Origin of the sequence: Streptomyces lichenis (assembly GCF_023218175.1) — a bacterium.
Taxonomy (GTDB): Bacteria; Actinomycetota; Actinomycetes; order Streptomycetales; family Streptomycetaceae; genus Streptomyces; species Streptomyces lichenis.
In genome coordinates this window covers 44075-65050 of sequence record NZ_JALPTH010000022.1, presented here as the reverse complement: position 1 = coordinate 65050, position 20976 = coordinate 44075, and the positions used below count along the sequence as shown (strand labels likewise).

Below are 20976 nucleotides of genomic sequence, written 5' to 3'. Positions count from 1 at the left end.
GCGCGAAAAACCCCTCACGCTCCCTCAGGCGGAATCCCGCCGCTGGGCCGCCCCGCCCCGCTCGACCAGGGCCGTCAGCCGCTCCAGCTCGGCCCGCATCGCGTGCTGCTCGGCCGACAACTGCTCCACCCGGCGGCGCAGCCGCACCAGCTCCAGGTCGTCGCCCTCCTCCCGGGGGTGCGCGTGGTCCTCCTCGGCGCCCGGGACCGCCGGGTGGTCCGCCGTCCAGAGCCCGCCCCGCCCGGGTCCGGCCTCGTGCAGCTGCCGTACGGCGGAGGCCGCCACGACCGCCGCCGTCCCGCGCTCGGCCTCCGGGGCGCGCAGCCGCCGGACCGCCGGCACACCGCCCGCCCGGCCGCCGCGCTGGAGGGCCAGGGCCAGCAGGTCCCGGAAGCGCTCCCGCAGCGGATGCGCGGCGACCAGCTCCTCCAGCCGCCCGACCACCTGCCGGTGTCGGCCGGCCCGGATCGAGGCGTCGCACAGGTCCTCCAGGGCCAGCAGCCGCTCCTCCTCCAGCCGGGCCGCGACCCCCGCGCAGAGCGGCCCGTGCGAGCCGCCGTCCAGCGCGGGACCGCGCCACAGCCCGAGCGCCCGGCGCAGCAGGGCGGCCGCGGCGTCCGGGTCCGTCGTCAGCTGCCGGCGCGCCCGCGCCGTCTGCAACCGGAAGCGAACGCTGTCGAGTTCGTCGGGCCGGGCCTGGAGCAGATAGCCGGAGCCGCGCGCGATCAGCCGGGGTGTGTTCGCCCGCGGCGGCTCCACCTCGATCAGCTGCTGGCGCAGCCGGGAGACGTGCGCCTGAAGGGCGTTGATCGCCTTGTCGGGGGCGTTGCGCCCCCACAGCTCGTTGATCAGCGCCCCCGTGGGCACCACCGAGTCGACGCGCACCAGGAGCACCCCGAGGAGCACACGCTGCTTGGGACTGTTCAGCGGAAAGCTCCGCTGCCTGACATCGTCGTAGATCTCAGGGGTGCCCAGTACACGGAACTGCATCACAGCCTCCACCGGTCCGCGCGGCCTGCACGGCGCCGCGGAACCTAGGCCACCACGTGCCCCTGGTGGCCATCGTGAGTACCCAGGTACTCAAACCCCCGCCCCCGCACCGGGCCGGCCCTCAGACCCATCCCATGGCGCGAATCCCCATGACCCCCCATGACCCCCCGGAACCCCCCGGGTGAGTACCGGATACTCACGCCCGGCGCCCCGGCCCCGTGATGACCTGCCTCCAGGCACACGGCAGCGGGAACAGGAGCGGGGCAGATGACTGGGTGGGACGCGGAGGCGGCCGTCGTCGGACTCGGGGCGTGGGGCTCCTCGGCGCTGTGGAGACTGGCCGCCCGGGGCGTCGACGTCCTCGGCTTCGACCGGTCCGCGGTGGGCACCGCCGTGCGGCAGCCGGGCTCCACCCTGTTCCGCCTCAGCTGCTCCGCGCACCCCGGCCTCGTCCCGCTGGCCCGCCGCTCCCGCGAGCTGTGGACGGAACTGGAGGACACCACACGCACCTCCCTGCTCCTGCCCTCCGGCGGACTGCTGGTCGGCCCCCCGGACGGCCCGGTCGCCGGAGAGGCGCTACGGGCGGCCCGCGAACACGGCATCGACGTCCGCACCTTCACCGCCCGGGCCCTGCGCTTCCAGTACCCCCGCCACACCGGGGTCCCCGCTCACCACATCGGCGTCTGGGAACCGTCCGCCGGCCTGCTCCGCCCGGAGGCCGCCATCCGAGCCGCCGTCACCGCCGCCCAGGCCGCCGGCGCCCGGGTCTTCGACCACACCCGGATCTCCGCGATCGACCCGATCGACGGCGGCGTCATCCTCCGCTCCGCCCTGCGGGACGTCCGGGTGCGCCAGGTCGTGGTGACGGCCGGTGCCGGGCTGCCGTCCCTGGTCCCCGGCCTGCCACTGGAGACGCGCCGCGCCCCGGTCGCCTGGTTCCGTCCCCTCGAACCCGACGCCGGCCTCACCCTGGACGAATTCCCCGCCTTCGCCCGCGAGTTCGACGACGGCCGGATCCTCCACGGCAGCGGCACCGAGCACGACCAGCACCTCCGCCTGAGCCTGGAGGACCCGGCCACCCCCACCGTCGAGGCCCCCGCCCCGGACCCCACCCTCCACTACGACGACCTCTCCCCCCTCGCCCGCCTGCTCCCCGCCAAACTGCCCGGCCTCCACCTCTTGCCCGCCAAGGCCACCGTCCACCTGACCACCCGCGCCCCCGGCCGCCCCTTCCTCCTCGGCCGCCCCGGCGACGACCCCCGCATCCTCGTCGCCGCCGGCAGCGCCACCCAGGGCCTCCAACACGCCCCCGGCATCGCCGACGCCCTCGCCGACGCCCTCGCCGACACCCTCACCGGCACCGACCTCCCGGCCCCCCTGCACACCTTCGCGGCCAGCGCCCTCCGCTGAGCCCGGCTCCATGGCCCCGCGCGCCGTCGATCCGCTCAACGGCTGACGGCCCGTGTCGAGAACGCGTGGCCGTGGTCCACCAGTTCCCTCACGAGGCCCTCCGGCAGGGGGTGCGTCTTCAGGGACGGGACCATATCGATCCACCGGCCCGGCGAGCGCGGACCCACGTCCCCCCGACCCCGTTCGGAAGGACCGGATGATCACCGCGGGATCCGCGCCGGGGTGGCGCCCCGGAGCGCCTTCGACGGCACCTCGGACCGCGGCGACCACGTCCTCTCGCACCTGAAGGCGTACGACTCGAAGGACGTCACCGTCGACGACTCCTCCTTGGAAGCCGGGTCACACCGCTTCGGCCAGGGTCGTCGAGCCGATCTCCCTCTCGCCGAGCCGCCCCCTCAGGTGGACGAAGCAGATCGGGAAACCCTCCGCGCTCAGCGGTCATCGTGCGCCGGCCGGCAGCTCTGCCACAGCGACTCCCGAAGCGGTGGAGGTGCCGTGGGTGCAGATGCGCGCCGCCCCCGGTCCCCCCACGGACGCCGGCCCGTTCTGGATCTCCCGGAGTATCCAGTCAGGTGCCGTCGTTCCCGCAAAGCCCGGCTGCAAGAGGTTGAGGGCCAGCCGTCGCAGGTTCTTGCCGGCACTGCTGGACATGTTCTGTGCCTTTCGCACGGGGCGCCGCGCAGCCCCCATGCAGCAGCCCGCCGCAGTGCACTGCCGCCGTTTGGTATGGACCAATAGTCTGCCCTGAAGCCGGCCTTCGGTGTCAAGCCATCAAGGCGGCCTGGCTCCGACCGGCATGCGAACAGATCGTGAACTCACAGGTAGCTCCCGCAATATGACCGTCAGTCACGTCGCCGCGGACGGTTGACAATATGTATTGGTCTAGTCCAGCTTGGTTGCACCTGCACCCGGGGAGCGCAAGCCGGCAGAACCTTCGTGACCGGAAGGTGGCCCGCTCCGGGAACTGCGCCCGCTCGCACGGCGATCGGCGGCGCCCGACCTCCATCGGTGCGGCCTCGAACCCCTTCCGTTCCCAGCGTCATGACCCCAATCGAGCCACGGAGCGATACATTTCAATGGCTAGTTCCTACCTCCATCGTGCGTCCTCTGATCGCCCGTACTTCAGCGCCGACGGCGAGACCTACCTCGCGCAGACACCTCTGCGTGACATCGAGAAGACCCGTCCCCTCCGCGTGCTCTCCGAAGAGGACTTCGCCTTCTGGCAGAACTACGGCTACGTGGTCGTCAAGCAGGCGATCCCGGAAGCGTCCGCCCGAGAGCTCCTCGACTTCTCCTGGGAGTTCCAGGGCCTGGACCCGGAACGCCCGGAGACCTGGTACGACGAGCGTGAGTACCGCTCCGAACTGGACCAGGAGCTGCACATCTACGGATTCGTCGAGGCGTACCACCACCAGCTTCTCTGGAACAGCCGCCAGAACCGCCGGGTCTACGACGCGTTCGTCGACGTGTGGGACTGCGAGGAACTCTGGGTCACCCTCGACCGGTTGAATCTCAATCCGCCCAACATCAAGACCCGCGACCGATCCCTGATCGGGTTCCGCGAGACGGGCTTCGACATCAACCTGCACTGGGACGTGGACTCCACGCTCGGCGTCCCGCCCCAGCGAGTCCAGGGCATCATCGCCCTGAACGACTCCAGCGCCGAACAGGGCGGCTTCCAGTGCTGCCCCGAGCTGTTCCGCGACTTCGACCGGTGGAAGGCGCTCCAGCCGGCCGGCCGGGACCCGATCCGGCCCTCGATCGACCGAAGCGAGTTGCCCGTCATACGGCCGGAGTTGAAAGCCGGGGACTTGCTGATATTCAACGGCTTCCTGGCCCACGGCGTGGCCCCGAACCAATCGCCGGACAAGGTGCGGGCGGTCCAGTACCTCTCCATGATGCCCGCCCTGGACGGCCACCAGCGCCTGCGTCGCGAACGCGTCCTCTCCTGGCGCGACCTCTCCACGCCGACCTGGAACGGAACGCTCCTCGGTGACGCGACCCGTCCCGAGTCCGAGAGGTACGGACGGGCCACGCTGGACGAACTGGGGAGCAAGCTGCTCGGTCTCACCGGCTGGCACGGCCAGGACCTCGACGAGAACGGTCAGGAGCGGGCATGCGAAGAATCTGCCTGACGCTCCCCACCAACCGGGCCTGCGCGGCGACGATCGCGGCCACCGGGGCGGAAGCGGTCCATGCTGCCGAGCACTTCGACGTCGAGGTCCACCTGCTGATCCTGGACTCCTGCGACAGCGCCACATACGAGGAGCACCGCGCCGCCGTACGAGGTCTCGTCCCGCACCCGCGCGTCGTCGTCCACCACCTCGACGAGGACGACCAGCGCGACTTCCTCCGTCGGGTGATCGACAGGTCCGGGGCCGCCAAGCCCGAACTGCTGCTCCGCCTCATGCTGCCGAACGCCATCTCCTACGGAGCCTGCACCAACCGCGCCTTCCTGATCAGCTTCGCCCTCGGGTGCGAGTCGGTTCACCGCAGGGACTCCGACAGCCGCTACCAAGTGGCCGACGGCGCTTGGGTCTTCCCCATCCACCAGGAGCTCGGATCGCTCGGCCTGACGGCCGAGGAGGCTTCCCGGTCGGTCTCCGAGACAGCCCTGGCCCCCGAGAACCTGCCCCGTCGCGTCTCCATGGTCGGCAGCTCCTTCATCGGCCCGCCCTCGGTGGACATCGACGAGATAGCGGCACTCGACAACGATGTCTACCACGACATCGTCAGCTTGTGGGCGCCCCTGGACCACTCGCCCGAGCAGAAGCGGGAACTGGTCGAGGAGTCCTTCCGGGGCGCCGGCCAAGCGGAGTTCGAGCAGGACCGCACCACGCTGTGCCTCGTCGATCCCATGCGGGTCGACATGTGCAACATCGCCTTCCAGGACGTACACCGGCGCGTTCCCCTGCCGCCGGCCACCGACACCATCGGCAGCGACTACTTCCTGCTCCACCTGGTGCGGCACGCCGGGCTCCCCGGCGTCCTCCACAACCGCAACATCGTGAACTTCCACACGGCGGAGCGCCGAACCGACGCGGGCTTCCTCGCCTACCAGACCCGCTTCGCCAAGTTCCTCCTCTCGATGCTCTACCACAACGCCGTCTACGACGCCCTGGCCCGTGCCGGGGACACCCTGCTCGACGACGGGGGCCAGGTACGGGCCGCCGCCGTCGCCGGACTCGTCCGGCAGAGCACCGGTCTCGACCCGGCCGACAACCACGAGCGCCTGCGCCGTCTCGACACCGCCTATCGCGTACTGGGCGGCCGGTACGCCACGCTCGCCGACCACCTGGGCGCGCGCCACCACCACCTCGTGGAGGAGGCCCGGAGCGATACGGAGGACTTCGCCCTCCTCATCGAGGAGTGGGAGCCGCTGGTGCGGGCGGCCGCCCGGACGCCCATGCGCGGCTCCGAGGGGGGCGGGCGGCGATGAAAGCACTCTCCACCCGGCTGGCAGCGGAACTGAGGCGCACCGGCCCCGACCGGATCGTGCTGGACCTGGACGGCATCGGCCGGCAGCATGCCCAGTTGCTCGACGAGCTCCCCGGCGTCGACCTCCGCTTCGCCATGAAGGCCTGCCCGGTCGACGACGTGATCACGTACCTGGCGGCCCGAGGCTGCGGCGTCGACGCGGCCAGCGTCCCGGAGATCGCCCAGGCCCTGCGGGCCGGAGTGCCGGCCGACCGGCTGCATTACGGCAACACCATCAAATCCGACCGGGACATCGCGGCGGCCCACCGGATGGGCATCACGGACTTCGCCACCGACAGCGTCGAGGACGTGCGCGCCATCGCGGCGCACGCGCCGGGAGCACGGGTCTTCTGCCGGGTGGCGACGACCGGTACCGGCGCCCTGTGGGGGCTCAAGGACAAGTTCGGCTGCTCGCCCGAGGACGCCGTACGCCTGCTGGAAGCCGCCCGATCCCTCGGTCTGACCCCAGCCGGCCTCTCGGTCCACGTCGGCTCGCAGCAGATGGACCCGGACACCTGGCACGCCGCCGTCGAACGCGTAGCCGCCGTCATGGACGCCCTCAGCTCGCGAGGGATGGAGCTCGACCACGTCAACCTCGGAGGCGGTCTTCCCGCGCTGGGGTACACCGACCGACGCGGAGTGGCCCTCGACCCTCCGATCGACAAGATCTTCGCCGTGCTCCGCGAAGGCATGGCCGGCCTGCGCCGCGTCCATGGCGAGGACCTGCGCTTCGTCATGGAGCCGGGACGTTTCCTGGTGGCCGACCAGGGCGCCGTCCGCGGCCGGGTGGTACGTCTGTCGACACGCGAGATGCCGGACGGTGTGCGCCGGCACTGGCTCTACCTGAGCTGCGGCAAGTTCAACGGGCTGTACGAGATGGACGCGCTCCAGTACCGGCTCGTCTTCCCGACGCACGGCGATGACGTCCCCACCGTTCCCGCCGTGATCGCGGGCCCCACCTGTGACAGCGACGACGCGTACGCCGCCGAGCACCGCCTGGTACAGGTACCGCGGGAGCTGGCCTCCGGGGACCCGGTCTGGGTGCTGTCCACCGGGGCGTACGGGATCAGCTACATGACCGAGGGATTCAACGGCGTCGCCCCGCTGACCTGCACGACCACCGGGGGCGGGCGGTGACGGAGGACCTTCTGATCCGCCCCCTCGCGGAGGGCGACTGGGACGCCGTCGTCGCGATGGAGTCCTCCGCGTACTCCGGGCTGGGGCTCTCCGAGGAGCGCACCGCCCTGCGGTCCCGGGCGGACGCCTCTCCCACGACCTGCTTCGTCGCGGAGATCGCCGAACAGCCCGCCGGTTACCTGCTCTCGCTTCCGTACCCCGCCGGGCGGTACCCGGATCTCGGCCAGGTGGAGGGCGGCGGCTTCCACTCGCGCAACCTCCACCTGCACGACATCGTGATCGCATCCACGCACCGCCGGCAGGGCCTGGCCCACCGCCTCCTGGCCCATCTGGAAAGGACCGCCCGCGCGCAGGGTTACGAGCGGATATCCCTTGTCGCGGTCGGCGGAAGCGAACGCTTCTGGTCGGCCCGCGGGTTCACCCCTCACGCGGACGCGGCGGCTGTGGACGCGTACCACGAAGGCGCCCGCTACATGTCCCGGTCACTGACCGACGAAGCCCCACCCTCCCGGCCGGCCGCCACCCCGGCACCGGCCGGCCCGCCCCTACCACCTGAAGTGAGCTGACTTTGGTGCTCCGTGTCCACGACCCCTTCCTGCGCGGGCAACTGGCTACAGCCGCCCTCTTCACCGCGCTCGGCTTCCAGTACGCGACCTGGGCGTCCCGCGTGCCGGCCCTCAAGGCCGCACTCGGCCTCACCGCGGCCGAAGTCGGCATGCTGCTGATGTCGGCCGGCATCGGCGCCGCCGCGTCCTTCCCCCTGGTGGCGTTTCTGATGCGGCGGATGGGCTCACGGCGGCTCGCCCTGGCCTCCACCCTCGGTCTCACCCTGGTGCTGCCGGCCCTCGCGGTGGCACCGAACTACCCGACCGCGCTCCTTGTGCTGTGCGCGGACGGCGTCCTCGTGGGGTGCCTCAACACCGCGATGAACGCGCAGGGTTCCGCCCTTGAGACCACCTACGGGCGCAACACCATGGCGAAGCTGCACGCCACGTTCAGCGGTGGCTCGTTCGCAGCGGCCCTGCTCGCTTCCGGCATGAACGCGTTCACCGCCTCCGTTCTCACGCACTTCGGCGTCGCGGCGCTCCTCCTCGTACTCCTCGCCGCCTGCGCGCACGGCGGGCTGCTCTCCGACGCGGCCCCCGCCGCACCTCAAGCGAGGAAGACTCGGCCCCGCTGGTCGATACCCGCCGGTGCGACGCTCTGGATGTGCTGCGCGATGGCCTTCGGCACCGTCGCCGAAGGCGCCATGAACGACTGGTCCACGCTCTACATGGAGGAGGTCGCGCTGGCTTCCGAGCAGGTCGCTCCGCTGGGCATAGCGGTCGTCTCCGGAATGATGGTGGTGGCCCGCCTGTTCGCCGACGGTTGGCGCAGCCGCCTGGGCGACGGCAAGGTCGTCGTGCTGGGCAGCGCTCTGGCAGGAGCCGGCCTCGGCGCGGCTCTGCTGTCCGGCGGGGTGATCCCGGCTCTGCTCGGGTTCGCGATCATGGGCCTCGGCATCGCCGCGGTGACCCCGTGTGTGTACGCGGCCGCGGCCCGGCGCAGTTCGGACACTCTGACGCTGGTGGCGACCATGGGCACCGTGGGACTGCTGGCCGGCCCCCCGGTCATCGGCTTCGTCGCACACGCCACCAACCTGGCCTGGGGGCTGGGCCTGGTATGCCTCTGCGCGTTCGTCGTCACCCTGTGCGGCAGTCGCATCACCTGGGAGGCGGCCGCTCCCCGCGAGCAGCTGACCGGCTCCTGAGGATTCCGGCCGAGCAGCGGGGGAAGCGCACCCCGGCCCTTCACCGAGCCGTGCCGTGCCGTGCCCACTGATCTTCCTCACTCGTGGGTCCGCCCCTCCGGTTCGGGGCCTCACGCTCCAGGTCGTGCGACGATGCCGGTATGAACCGGCTGGCTGGTGTGACCTCTCCTTATCTGCTTCAGCACGCGGACAACCCGGTCGACTGGTGGCCGTGGTCACCGGAGGCGTTCGAGGAGGCGCGGCGGCGGGATGTGCCCGTGCTGCTGTCGGTCGGCTACTCGGCGTGCCACTGGTGCCATGTGATGGCGCACGAGTCCTTCGAGGACGCCACCACCGCCGCGTACATGAACGAGCACTTCGTCAACGTCAAGGTGGACCGCGAGGAGCGGCCCGACGTGGACGCGGTGTACATGGAGGCGGTGCAGGCGGCGACCGGGCAGGGCGGGTGGCCGATGACGGTGTTCCTGACGCCGGACGCGGAGCCGTTCTACTTCGGTACGTACTTCCCGCCCGAGCCCCGGCACGGGATGGCCTCCTTCGGGCAGGTGCTGGAGGGGGTGGGCGCGGCCTGGCGGGGGCGGCGCGAGGAGGTGGCCGAGGTCGCCGGGAACATCGTGCGGGAGCTGGCCGGGCGGTCGCTGGCGGTGGGCGGTGCCGGGACGCCCGGGGAGGCGGAGCTCGCGCAGGCGCTGCTGGGGCTGACCCGGGAGTACGACGCCAACCACGGCGGCTTCGGCGGGGCGCCCAAGTTCCCGCCGTCCATGGTGCTGGAGTTCCTGCTGCGCCACCACGCCCGGACCGGGGCGGAGGGCGCGCTGCAGATGGCCGCCGACACCTGTGAGCGGATGGCCCGGGGCGGGATCTACGACCAGCTGGGGGGCGGGTTCGCCCGGTACTCGGTGGATCGTGAATGGGTCGTGCCGCATTTCGAGAAGATGCTGTATGACAATGCGCTGCTGTGCCGGGTGTATGCGCATCTGTGGCGGGCCACCGGGAGTGAGCTGGCGCGGCGGGTGGCGCTGGAGACCGCGGACTTCATGGTGCGGGAGCTGCGGACCCCCGAGGGCGGGTTCGCGTCGGCGCTGGACGCGGACAGCGAGGACCCGGCGAGCGGGCGGCATGTGGAGGGGGCGTACTACGTCTGGACGCCCGCGCAGCTGGTGGAGGTGCTGGGCGAACAGGACGCCGAGTACGCCGCCCGGCACTTCGGGGTGACGGCGGAGGGCACCTTCGAGGAGGGCGCCTCGGTGCTGCAACTGCCGCAGGGGGAAGGGGTGGCGGAGGCCGGGCGGATCGCGGACATCCGGGGGCGGCTGCTGGCCGCCCGCGATGAGCGGCCCCGCCCCAGCCGGGACGACAAGATCGTGGCCGGCTGGAACGGGCTGGCGATCGCGGCCCTGGCCGAGACGGGCGCCCTGTTCGACCGCCCCGACCTGGTCGACCGGGCGACGGAGGCCGCCGATCTGCTCGTACGGGTGCATATGAACGAATCGGCGCGGCTGACCCGTACCTCCCGGGACGGGCGGGCCGGGGCCAACGCCGGAGTGCTGGAGGACTATGCGGACGTGGCCGAGGGCTTCCTCGCGCTGGCGGCCGTCACCGGCGAGGGCGTCTGGCTGGAGTTCGCCGGCTTCCTGCTGGACCTGGTGCTGGACCGGTTCAGCGGGGAGGGGGGCGCGCTGTTCGACACCGCGGACGACGCCGAGCGGCTCATCCGCCGGCCGCAGGATCCGACCGACAACGCGGCCCCGTCCGGCTGGACCGCGGCCGCCGGCGCACTGCTGTCGTACGCCGCGCACACCGGCTCCGAGGCCCATCGCACCGCCGCCGAGGGCGCCCTCGGCGTGGTCAGCGCGCTCGGACCGCGCGCCCCGCGCTTCATCGGCTGGGGGCTCGCCGTCGCCGAGGCGCTGCTCGACGGGCCGCGCGAGGTCGCCATCGTGTCCGGGGGCGGGGCAGGGGAAGGACAAGGGGCAGGGGAGGTGGCGGGAAGGGAGCTGTTGCGGGCCGCGCTGCTGTCCACGGCGCCCGGCGCGGTGATCGCCCACGGCCGCCCGGACGGCGGACGGGACGGGGACGAGGCGGAGTTCCCGCTGCTCAGGGACCGGCCACTGGTCGAGGGCCGCCCGGCTGCCTATGTCTGCCGCCACTTCGTCTGCGACGCACCTACCACGGACCCCGCCGAACTGACACGGAAACTGGCCAACTAACGCGGAATATACGGTTTTTCCGCCAGACAGCCTCACACGGCCGCTTCTGGCCTCTATTCTCAGGCGGCATAAGGAGGGGGCTTTCGCGCTCGTTCTGGGGAGGGCGCGCGCGAAGGCCGGACGAAGGCGACCACGGCCAGGGGGGTCCTGCCGCGTTCCGCCGCTGATCGGACGGTCCACTGATCGGACGGTCGGCTGATCGGTCGATCCATCCGCTGATCCGCCGCTCCGTCTGCCTGTCGATCCGTGGATCCGCCCGGTCTCAGATCTGCCGAACGGTCGACCTGCCGATCTGCCGATCTGGCGTTTCGCCGAACTGTCTTTCCTGGGAGCACGACCGGCCCCGGAGGCGGCCCGCCGCCACCGGGTGCGTCCGCGATGGCGCGGCCGGTCGAGGGGGGAATTCCGCATGCTTGTCTCCGTGTTCGTGGCCGCCGTCTCACTGGCGTTGTTCTGGATGGCGGCCTTCACCCTGTGGTGGCAGATGCACGCCTGGCGCACGCCGGAGACGCTCGCCGCCACCCGTTTCGAGAGCCCGGCCGGCGCCGAGGGCTTGTCCTTCTCGCTGCTGGTGCCCGCCCGGCATGAGCAGGCCGTGCTGGAGCACACCATCGACCGGCTGCTGGAGTCCGGTCACCGGGACTTCGAGATCCTCGTCATCGTCGGCCATGACGATCCGGAGACCGCCGAGGTGGCCGAACGGGCCGCCGCCCGCGAACCGGAGCGGGTCCGGGTCATCACGGACACCCATGAGACCAAGAACAAGCCCAAGGCGCTCAACACGGCGCTGCCGCACTGCCGGGGCGAGGTCGTCGGGGTGTTCGACGCGGAGGACCAGGTGCATCCGGCGCTGCTGGCGCATGTGGACCACGCCTTCACCGCCACCGGCGCCGATGTGGTCCAGGGCGGCGTACAGCTGATCAACTTCCACTCCAGCTGGTACGCGCTGCGCAACTGCCTGGAGTACTTCTTCTGGTTCCGCAGCCGGCTCCATCTGCACGCCGCCAAGGGCTTCATCCCGCTCGGCGGCAACACCGTCTTCGTCCGCACCGAGGTGCTGCGCGAGGTCGGCGGCTGGGACCCGGACTGCCTGGCCGAGGACTGCGACCTGGGCGTACGGCTCTCCAGCGCCGGCAAGAAGGTGGTCGTCGCCTACGACGCCGACATGGTCACCCGCGAGGAGACCCCCGGCACCCTGGTCAGCCTGCTGAAGCAGCGCACCCGCTGGAACCAGGGCTTCCTCCAGGTGTACCGGAAGCGGGACTGGCGCCGGCTGCCCACCGTCGGGCAGCGGATGCTCGCCCGGCACACCCTCACCACCCCGTTCATGCAGGCCTTCACCGGGGTGATCATCCCGCTGAACGTCGCCGTGGCGCTCTTCCTGGACGTGCCGGTGGGCGTCGCCTTCATCACCTTCCTGCCGATGATCACCGCCATGGTGACCTTCGTCTTCGAGATCGTCGGGCTGCATGACTTCGGCCGCCAGTACGGCCTGCGCGTACGGCTCGCGCACTACCTCAAGCTCATCGCCGGAGGCCCCTTCTACCAGCTGCTGCTGGCCGGCGCCGCGGTGCGCGCGGTCTGGCGGGAGCAGCGCGGCCGCAGCGAGTGGGAGCTGACCAGCCATGTCGGAGCCCATCTCGTACGGGAGGAAGCCACCCGATGACCGCGACCCTGCCTCCGCCCGCCACCCCGCCGCCCGGTGGGACCGCGACCCTGCCCCCGGCGACCCCCACCCCCGCCTCCGTACCGGTCGCCGCACCCGCGCCGGCCGCTCAGCGTCCCGACAAGCGGCGGGTCACCGTCCGGCCCACCGTGCGCTTCCGCTCCTCCCGCCCCGACCTGCTGCTGTGCGGGGCCGTGCTGGTGGCGATCATGGTCGTCCAGGGCTGGAACATCGGCGACTACCCGGCCCTCAGCGACGACGAGGGCACCTATCTCGCCCAGGCCTGGGCCGTCCAGCAGGGCGAGGGGCTGGCCCACTACACGTACTGGTACGACCATCCCCCGCTCGGCTGGATGCAGATCGCCGCGCTCACCTGGATACCGTCGCTGATCGCTCCCGACACCATGGTGGTCGCCACCATGCGGATCGCGATGCTGCTGGTCAGCGCGGTCAGCGCGGTGCTGGTGTACGTGCTGGCGCGGCGGCTGTGGCTGCCGCGCTGGGCGGCCGGAGTGGCCATGGCGCTGTTCGGGCTCTCGCCGCTGGCCGTCGTCCTCCAGCGGGAGATCTTCCTCGACAACCTGGCCGTGCTGTGGATGCTCCTGGCGTTCTGCCTGGCCGCCTCACCCAGCCGCCACCTCTGGCACCACTTCGGCGCCGGGCTCGCCGCCGCCACGGCGGTGCTCACCAAGGAGACCATGCTGGTCGTGCTGCCCGCGCTGCTGGTGACCATGTGGCGCCACAGCCACCATGACACCCGCAAGTTCGCGGTCACCGGCGCCATCACCGGCTGCGCCCTGATCGGCTTCTCCTACCCGCTGTTCGCCCTGCTCAAGGGCGAGTTGTGGCCGGGCGCCGGGCATGTGTCGCTGTGGGACGGCATCACGTACCAGATGAGCCGCCCGGGCTCCGGCTTCCTGCTGACCGAGGGCACCGGCTCCCACGGAGCGCTGGACTCCTGGCTCTACTACGACCGGGTGCTGCCGCTCGGCGGCCTGGCCGGCGCCGCGCTGCTGCTGCTCACCCTGCGCTGGTCGGTCACCGCCCGGGCGCTGGCCGGCCCGGCGCTGGCGCTGGCGGTGCTCACCGCCGTCGCCCTGCGCCCCTCCGGCTATCTGCCCGCGATGTACGTCATCCAGGCGCTGCCCTTCCTCGCCCTGGTCCTCGCCGGCGGCGCGGCCAGCGTGGCCCACGCGGTGCTGCGCAAGGGACGGCAGCGGCCCCGGCTGGTGCCGCTGCGCCGGACCGCCGCCGCGCTGCTCGCCGCCACCGCCCTGGTGTACGTGGCACCCCGCTGGTACGAGGGCGACCGCACCGCCATGACGGCCGATGCCAACGCCCCCTACCGGGCGGCCGCCCGGTGGCTGGACACCCGGGTGCCCGACCCGGCGAACACCCGGGTGCTCACCGACGACGCCCTCTGGCTCGACCTGGTGCACTCCGGGTACGAGCCTGGGCTCGGCGCCATCTGGTTCTACAAGGCCGACCTGGACCCGGCCGTGGCCCGGACCCTGCCCGGCGGCTGGCGCGACGTGGACTACGTCGTCGCCTCGCCGACCGTACGGCGGGACGCCCGCGACCTGCCCACCGTGCGGGACGCCCTGGCGAACTCCGAGCCGGTCGCCGTCTTCGGCGAGGGCGAGGACCGCATCGAGATCCGCCGTACCCGCGGCACCGACGGAGCGGAGGCCCGTTGACCACCCATCCCGCCGAGCCCGGGCCCACCCTGCCCGAGACCGCCCCCATCCCCATCACCGTCCCCCTCCCCGAGCCGGGCGCCGTCACCCTGGTCATCCCGACCTTCGACGAGTCGGCCAACATCCGCGAACTGCTGCGCCGCGTCGCAGAGTCGGTCCCGGGCCACCTGCCCTGCGAAGTCCTCTTCGTCGACGACTCCACCGACGACACCCCGGCCGTGATCGCCGAGGCCGCCACGAGCTGCCCCTTCCCGGTCACCGTGCTGCACCGCGAGCGTCCCGAGGGCGGCCTCGGCGGCGCGGTGGTGGCCGGACTGGCCGCCGCCACCGCCGACTGGGTGGTCGTCATGGACGGCGACCTCCAGCACCCGCCGCACCTGGTCCCCGAACTGGTCGCCACCGGCGAACGGCGGGGCGCCGACCTGGTGGTGGCCAGCCGCTACCTGCCCGGCGGCAGCCGCGCGGGGCTGGCCGGCGGCTACCGGGTCGCCGTCTCCCGCTGCGCCACCTGGCTCGCCAGGGGCCTCTTCCCCCGGGCGCTGGCCGCCATCAGCGACCCGATGAGCGGCTTCTTCGCCATCCGGCGCTCGGCCGTCACCGACGCCGTCACCGGCGACGAGCTCAAGCCGCTCGGCTACAAGATCCTGCTCGAACTGGCCGTCCGCTGCCGCCCGGAGCGGGTCGCCGAGGCCCCGTTCGTCTTCCAGGACCGGTACGCGGGCGAATCCAAGTCCACCGCCCGGGAGGGCCTGCGCTTCCTGCGCCACCTGGTGGAGCTGCGCACCGCCGCGCCGCTGGCCCGGATGGCCGCCTTCGGGCTGATCGGCCTCACCGGCTTCGTACCCAATCTGCTCGCGCTCTGGGCGCTGACCGCCGCCGGGCTGCACTACCTGCCCGCCGAGATCGCCGCCAACCAGTTCGGGGTGGCCTGGAACTTCCTGCTCATCGAGGCCCTGCTCTTCCGGGACCGGCGCCACCACCGCCACTGGGCCGACCGGGCCGGCCGGTTCGCCCTGCTCGCCAACGCCGACCTGGTGGTCCGCATCCCGCTGATCGCCCTGTTCGTCGGGCAGCTCCAGCTGGCGGTGCTGCCCGCCACCGCGCTCGCGCTGCTGACCACCTTCGTGCTCCGGTTCGCCGGCACCGAGGCCCTGGTCTATCTGCCCCGCCGCCGGGACCGGATACGGGGCCGTGCCCGCCGTACAGAGAGGACACCCGGGTGAGGAATCCGAACGCCGTACGCCGGAGGCGCCGCGCGGGCGCGCTGCTGGCCACCGCCGCCATGACCGGCGCCCTGCTGCTGGCCGGACAGCAGCAGGCCACCGCCGGGGTCAACCTGGTCAAGAACCCCGGCTTCGAGACCGCCGGAACCGATCACACCGGTATGCCCTCGTGCTGGTCCCGCTCCGGCTGGGGCGACAACGACGTCGCCTTCACCACCACCGACGACGCCCGCACCGGCGCCAAGGCGATGAAGGTGGAGCTGACCCGGCGGGTGGACGGCGACCGCAAGGCGCTGGTCACCGAGTCCGCCGCCTGCGCGCCCGCGGTGGCCGCCGACCGCCAGTACGACCTGTCCCTCTGGTACAAGTCGACCACCCCGGACACCGCGCTCACCCTGTTCCGGCACGACACCACGGCCGGCTGGCAGTACTGGACCGACCTGAAGACCCTGGACCTCGCCCCCGCCTACAGCCGGGTGAAGGTGCGCACCCCGGCCGTGCCGCCCGGCACCGACCGGATCGCCTGGGGCGTCTCGGTCTTCGGCACCGGCAGCGTCACCACCGACGACTACGCCATGGAGGAGGTGGCCGCACCCCCGCCGCAGCCGCGGTGCACCGGCACCGCCGAGCAGTGCGCCAAGGGCTCCTGGCAGGTGCTGGCGACGAAGAACCCGGTCCGCTCCATGCACTCGGTGGTGCTGCATGGGGGCACCTCCCAGGCCGCAGGGCCTGGGGGAGGCAAAGTGCTGTTGATCGCGGGCTCCGGCAACGACCCGGCGCGGTTCGCCGCGGGCACCTTCACCTCGGCGGTCTACGACCCGGCGGACGGTAGCTTCCGGACCATTCCCACCCCGGCGGACATGTTCTGCTCCGGCCATGTCCAGCTCGCCGACGGGCGGGTGCTGGTGATGAGCGGCACCAAGGGCTACCCCTCGGCCGACGGCTCGCTCGGCTACCAGGGGCTGAAGGACTCGTACACCTTCGACCCGGCGACCGAGACCTACACCCGGACCAACGACATGGCCGACGGGCACTGGTACCCCTCGGCGACCATCCTCGGCAACGGGGACGTGATCTCCTTCGGCGGGCTGAAGCAGGACTCCACCGGCAATGTGACGGCGGAGAGGTTCTCGGCCGCCGAGAACCGCTGGCTGCCCATCCACCAGGTCAACCAGACCTGGTCGTACTGGGGGCTGTACCCGTCGATGATCCTGATGCAGGACGGCCGGCTCTTCTACAGCGGCAGCCACACCTTCGGCAACGGCACCCCCGGCACCGGCGCCTCGATCTACGACTACCAGGCCAACACCGTCACCGACGTGCCCGGGCTGCGGAAGAAGGACGAACGCGACGAGTCGGCCAGCGTGCTGCTGCCGCCCGCCCAGGACCAGCGGGTGCTGACCATCGGCGGCGGCAACAACGAGTCCAACCCGGTGGCCAACCGGCTCACCGACATCATCGACCTCAAGCAGCCCAGCCCCGCCTACACCGCGGGCCCGCCGATCCCGCAGGGCCAGGTGGACCAGGGGCAGGGCAGGCGCCCGCAGACCGGGGACGAGGGCAAGATGTACGCCTCGGCGGTGCTGCTGCCGGACGGCAAGGTGCTGGAGACCGGCGGCGCGCTGCACGACCGGGCCGACCCGGTGTTCGAGGCCTCGATGTTCGACCCGGCCACCGACACCTACCAGCCGGGCATGGCCGCCGACCCGGTGCCGCGCGGCTACCACTCCTCGGCGTTCCTGCTGCCCGACGGGCGGGTGATGGCCGTCGGCGACAACCCGGGCAACGGCTCGTACAACCACGATGTCTCCGTCTACACCCCGCCGTACCTCTACAGGGGCCCGCGGCCGGAGATCACCTCGCTGATCGACAGCCGGTGGACCTACGGCGACACCCAGCGGATCACCGTGGACCGGCCGATCGCCAAGGCGGAGCTGATCCGCCCGGCGGCGGTCACCCACTCCTCCGACTCCAACCAGCGCTTCGTGGACCTGCCGCTGAGCGTGGTGGACGGCAGCACGGTGGACCTCAACGTCACCCAGAACCCCCACCTCGCCCCGCCCGGCTGGTACATGCTCTTCGCGGTGGACGCCCACGGGGTGCCCTCGGTGGCCGAGTGGGTGCACCTGGGCGGCCCGGCGGCGATGGCGGCCGAGGCGGAGGAGTCGGCGCATGTCCACGACTTCGCCGGGAAGCTCGCGGCCAAGCCGAAGAAGGCACTCAAGAAGCGGGACTCGGCGCCGGTCAGCCCCACCGTCGCGGGCTGCGACCGGCACTACGGGACCGCCGGGGTGTGCGTGCCGACGGCCTTCCCGATGCAGGTGAGGCCCACCACCGCGGCCCGCTGCGAGTGGCTGGCCGACCATGACTACGGGCGGCTGAGGGTCAACGGCGGCGACGACCCGCTGCGGCTCGACCCGGACCGCGACGGCACCGCCTGCGGGAAGGGGGACCTGCGGGCGAGCCGGTAGGACGCTCACCCCGGGCCCGCGCTCCTTCGGGGGCGGGCCCGGGGCAGGCGCGGTCGGCTCAGGCGTGCTGGTAGGCCACCAGCGAGATGCCGACGTAGTGGACGACGAAGGCGGCCAGGGTGAGGGAGTGGAACACCTCGTGGAAGCCGAACCAGCGGGGTGACGGGTTGGGCCGCTTGAAGCCGTAGACCACTCCGCCCGCGCTGTAGAGCAGGCCGCCGACGACCACCAGCACCAGCACGGCGATGCCGCCCTTGCGCATGAAGTCCGGCAGGAAGAACACCGCGGCCCAGCCCATCGCGATGTAGCACGGGGTGTAGAGCCAGCGCGGGGCGCCGACCCAGAACACCCGGAAGGCGATCCCCGCCGCCGCGGCCGCCCACACCGCCCACAGCAGGTACCGCCCGGTGCTGTCCGGCAGGAGCAGCAGGGTGAGGGGGGTGTAGGTGCCGGCGATGATCAGGAAGATGTTGGCGTGGTCCAGCCGGCGCAGTACGGCGGTGGCGCGCGGCCCCCAGGTGCCCCGGTGGTACAGCGCGCTGACGCCGAACAGCAGGCACGCCGTCAGGACGTAGACACCGCAGGCGATCCGGCCGCGGGTGGAGTCGGCGAAGGCGGTCAGCACGATGCCGGCGACCAGCACGGCCGGGAACATCCCGGCGTGCAGCCAGCCCCGGAGGCGGGGCTTCACCGGCGGTGGGTCTATCTCGGTCACCTGGGACACGGCGGGCACCTCGGACGCGGCGGCAGTCATGGGGAAATGCTACCTACGGGGCCGTAGGTCGGACACGTCCAGGTGGTCAGGGTCACGCCGGTCGGGTTACCCGCAGGGGCCCGGGCGGCGGATCGCCGGTGGATCATGTGCGCCGCCGCCGGTGAGCCCGCAAGAACGAAGGGAAACACGGCGGGCCGCAGCAATATGAGTGGCGATGCTCACGTGAGAGGCCCCCTGGACAGATGGGCGTTCCCATCGGATGATCAGATGAGAGCGGTCGGCACCGGATGAGCGCCAACGGGAACCTGACGTATCTGCATCCGGGTCGCAGCCCCCACGGGGCAGACAACCTCACACCCCTCATCAAGGAGCAATCGTGGCGCGCGATAACGCGGCTCCCACCTCTGTCCCCACTCGTCACCGGGAGCTGGCCTCCTGGGTGGACGAGATCGCGGCGCTGACCCAGCCGGACCGGGTCGTCTGGTGCGACGGGTCCGAGGCCGAGTACGAGCGCCTGGCCGAGGAGCTCGTGGCCAAGGGCACCTTCCGCAAGCTGGACCCGACGCTCCGGCCCAACTCGTACTACGCCGCCTCCGACCCGTCGGACGTGGCGCGCGTGGAGGACCGCACCTTCATCTGCTCCGAGAAGGAAGAGGACGCCGGCCCCACCAACCACTGGAAGGCCCCCGCCGAGATGCGCGAGGTCTTCCAGGGCGAACAGGGCATCTTCCGCGGCTCGATGAAGGGCCGCACCATGTACGTGGTGCCCTTCTGTATGGGCCCGCTCGGCTCGCCGCTCTCCGCGATCGGGGTGGAGATCACCGACTCCGCCTACGTCGCCGTGTCCATGCGCACCATGACCCGGATGGGACAGCCGGTCCTGGACGAGCTCGGCGAGGACGGCTTCTTCGTCAAGGCCGTGCACACCCTCGGCGCCCCGCTGGAGGCCGGCGAGCAGGACGTGCCCTGGCCGTGCAACTCCACCAAGTACATCTCGCACTTCCCGGAGAGCCGGGAGATCTGGTCCTACGGCTCCGGCTACGGCGGCAACGCGCTGCTCGGCAAGAAGTGCTACGCCCTGCGCATCGCCTCCGTGATGGCCCGCGACGAGGGCTGGCTGGCCGAGCACATGCTCATCCTGAAGCTCACGCCCCCGCGTGGTGAGTCGAAGTACGTGGCCGCCGCCTTCCCCTCCGCCTGCGGCAAGACCAACCTCGCCATGCTGGAGCCCACCGTCTCCGGCTGGACGGTGGAGACCATCGGCGACGACATCGCCTGGATGCGGTTCGGCGAGGACGGCCGGCTGTACGCGATCAACCCGGAGGCGGGCTTCTTCGGCGTCGCGCCCGGCACCGGCGAGCACACCAACGCCAACGCCATGAAGACCCTCTGGGGCAACGCGGTCTTCACCAACGTCGCGCTCACCGACGACGGCGACGTCTGGTGGGAGGGCATGACCGAGCAGGAGCCCGCGCACCTGACGGACTGGAAGGGCAACGACTGGACCCCGGAGTCCGGGACCCCGGCCGCCCACCCCAACGCCCGCTTCACCGTCCCGGCGTCCCAGTGCCCGATCATCGCGCCGGAGTGGGAGGACCCCAAGGGCGTGCCGATCTCGGCCATCCTCTTCGGCGGCCGCCGCGCCACCGCCGTCCCGCTGGTCACCGAGTCCTTCGACTGGCAGCACGGTGTCTTCCTCGGTGCCAACGTGGCCTCCGAGAAGACCGCCGCCGCCGAGGGCAAGGTCGGCGAGCTGCGCCGCGACCCGTTCGCCATGCTGCCGTTCTGCGGCTACAACATGGGCGACTACATGAAGCACTGGGTCGACGTGGCCAAGGACAAGGACCAGTCCAAGCTGCCGAAGATCTACTACGTCAACTGGTTCCGCAAGAACGAGGCCGGGAAGTTCGTCTGGCCGGGCTTCGGTGAGAACAGCCGGGTGCTCAAGTGGATCGTGGAGCGGCTGGACGGCAGCGCCGAGGGCGTGGAGACCGCGATCGGCATCCTGCCCGCCAAGGGCTCGCTGGACACCGAGGGCTTGGACCTGCCCGAGGAGGACCTCGACTACCTGCTGAAGGTGGACACGGAGGTCTGGCGCGAGGAGGCGGCGCTGGTGCCCGAGCACCTCAACACCTTCGGTGACCACACCCCCAAGGAGATGTGGGACGAGTACCGCGCGCTGGTGGCCCGACTGGGCTGACCCGCCACCGGGCGGCCCCGCGCCGCCCCC

Annotated in this window: 14 protein-coding genes; 12 read left to right on the top strand and 2 right to left on the bottom strand. The window is 71.8% G+C overall.

Features of this window, described 5'->3' with window-relative positions:
* Window positions 1-24 precede the first annotated feature (24 nt).
* The gene (locus M1O15_RS21645; protein WP_248635767.1) at window positions 25-990 is read right to left on the bottom strand and encodes an AfsR/SARP family transcriptional regulator; all 966 of its coding nucleotides are present in this window, start codon (window positions 988-990) and stop codon (window positions 25-27) included.
* 267 nt (window positions 991-1257) lie between these two features.
* Here M1O15_RS21645 and M1O15_RS21640 point away from each other — a divergent pair, with 267 nt between their 5' ends.
* The 11 genes from M1O15_RS21640 to M1O15_RS21590 all read left to right on the top strand — a co-directional run bounded on the left by M1O15_RS21640 (window position 1258) and on the right by M1O15_RS21590 (window position 18031).
* Complete coding sequence (locus M1O15_RS21640; RefSeq protein WP_248635766.1) at window positions 1258-2400, top strand: FAD-dependent oxidoreductase; 1143 nt, start codon at window positions 1258-1260, stop codon at window positions 2398-2400.
* A 1070-nt stretch (window positions 2401-3470) separates the two neighbouring features.
* Window positions 3471-4535 (top strand): phytanoyl-CoA dioxygenase family protein, encoded by a 1065-nt coding sequence (locus M1O15_RS21635; protein ID WP_372499534.1) that lies wholly within the window; start codon window positions 3471-3473, stop codon window positions 4533-4535.
* Window positions 4517-5839, top strand: coding sequence for a DUF6271 family protein (locus tag M1O15_RS21630; RefSeq protein ID WP_248635764.1), 1323 nt, complete (start codon window positions 4517-4519; stop codon window positions 5837-5839). Before M1O15_RS21635 ends, M1O15_RS21630 begins: the two co-directional genes overlap by 19 nt.
* The gene (locus M1O15_RS21625; RefSeq protein WP_248635763.1) at window positions 5836-7014 is read left to right on the top strand and encodes a type III PLP-dependent enzyme; all 1179 of its coding nucleotides are present in this window, start codon (window positions 5836-5838) and stop codon (window positions 7012-7014) included. The genes M1O15_RS21630 and M1O15_RS21625 overlap by 4 nt, the downstream gene beginning before the upstream one ends.
* Window positions 7011-7580, top strand: a complete 570-nt coding sequence (locus M1O15_RS21620; protein WP_248635762.1) for a GNAT family N-acetyltransferase — start codon at window positions 7011-7013, stop codon at window positions 7578-7580. The genes M1O15_RS21625 and M1O15_RS21620 overlap by 4 nt, the downstream gene beginning before the upstream one ends.
* 5 nt (window positions 7581-7585) lie before the next feature.
* Entirely contained in the window at window positions 7586-8764 is a 1179-nt protein-coding gene (locus tag M1O15_RS21615; protein ID WP_248635761.1) for an MFS transporter, read from the top strand.
* A 140-nt stretch (window positions 8765-8904) separates the two neighbouring features.
* Window positions 8905-10974: a thioredoxin domain-containing protein gene (locus tag M1O15_RS21610; protein WP_248635760.1), complete on the top strand. Its 2070-nt coding sequence runs from the start codon at window positions 8905-8907 to the stop codon at window positions 10972-10974.
* Window positions 10975-11383: 409 nt separating this feature from the next.
* Window positions 11384-12640, top strand: coding sequence for a glycosyltransferase (locus tag M1O15_RS21605; protein ID WP_248635759.1), 1257 nt, complete (start codon window positions 11384-11386; stop codon window positions 12638-12640).
* Window positions 12637-14337, top strand: coding sequence for a phospholipid carrier-dependent glycosyltransferase (locus tag M1O15_RS21600; RefSeq protein ID WP_248635758.1), 1701 nt, complete (start codon window positions 12637-12639; stop codon window positions 14335-14337). Before M1O15_RS21605 ends, M1O15_RS21600 begins: the two co-directional genes overlap by 4 nt.
* 29 nt (window positions 14338-14366) lie before the next feature.
* On the top strand, window positions 14367-15560 hold the full coding sequence (locus M1O15_RS21595) for a glycosyltransferase (protein WP_248635812.1): 1194 nt from the start codon (window positions 14367-14369) through the stop codon (window positions 15558-15560).
* Window positions 15561-15619: 59 nt separating this feature from the next.
* Window positions 15620-18031 carry a galactose oxidase early set domain-containing protein gene (locus tag M1O15_RS21590; RefSeq protein WP_248635811.1) on the top strand — a complete coding sequence of 804 codons (2412 nt, stop codon included), beginning with the start codon at window positions 15620-15622 and terminating at the stop codon, window positions 18029-18031.
* A gap of 58 nt (window positions 18032-18089) precedes the next feature.
* Here M1O15_RS21590 and trhA read toward each other — a convergent pair whose 3' ends face one another.
* A complete protein-coding gene (gene trhA / locus M1O15_RS21585; RefSeq protein ID WP_248635757.1) occupies window positions 18090-18785 on the bottom strand; it encodes a PAQR family membrane homeostasis protein TrhA in 696 nt (231 codons plus the stop codon).
* A 337-nt stretch (window positions 18786-19122) separates the two neighbouring features.
* On the opposite strand from trhA, the gene M1O15_RS21580 reads away from it, so the two are divergent.
* Entirely contained in the window at window positions 19123-20946 is a 1824-nt protein-coding gene (locus M1O15_RS21580) for a phosphoenolpyruvate carboxykinase (GTP) (protein ID WP_248635756.1), read from the top strand.
* The last annotated feature ends 30 nt before the right edge of the window (window positions 20947-20976 follow it).

Coding starts and splice junctions, on each gene's coding strand:
- M1O15_RS21640 (WP_248635766.1), top strand. CDS start 1,258: ATGACTGGGTGGGACGCGGAGGCGGCCGTCGTCGGACTCGGGGCGTGG.
- M1O15_RS21645 (WP_248635767.1), bottom strand. CDS start 990: ATGCAGTTCCGTGTACTGGGCACCCCTGAGATCTACGACGATGTCAGG.
- M1O15_RS21630 (WP_248635764.1), top strand. CDS start 4,517: ATGCGAAGAATCTGCCTGACGCTCCCCACCAACCGGGCCTGCGCGGCG.
- trhA (WP_248635757.1), bottom strand. CDS start 18,785: ATGACTGCCGCCGCGTCCGAGGTGCCCGCCGTGTCCCAGGTGACCGAG.
- M1O15_RS21610 (WP_248635760.1), top strand. CDS start 8,905: ATGAACCGGCTGGCTGGTGTGACCTCTCCTTATCTGCTTCAGCACGCG.
- M1O15_RS21605 (WP_248635759.1), top strand. CDS start 11,384: ATGCTTGTCTCCGTGTTCGTGGCCGCCGTCTCACTGGCGTTGTTCTGG.
- M1O15_RS21590 (WP_248635811.1), top strand. CDS start 15,620: ATGACCGGCGCCCTGCTGCTGGCCGGACAGCAGCAGGCCACCGCCGGG.
- M1O15_RS21600 (WP_248635758.1), top strand. CDS start 12,637: ATGACCGCGACCCTGCCTCCGCCCGCCACCCCGCCGCCCGGTGGGACC.
- M1O15_RS21625 (WP_248635763.1), top strand. CDS start 5,836: ATGAAAGCACTCTCCACCCGGCTGGCAGCGGAACTGAGGCGCACCGGC.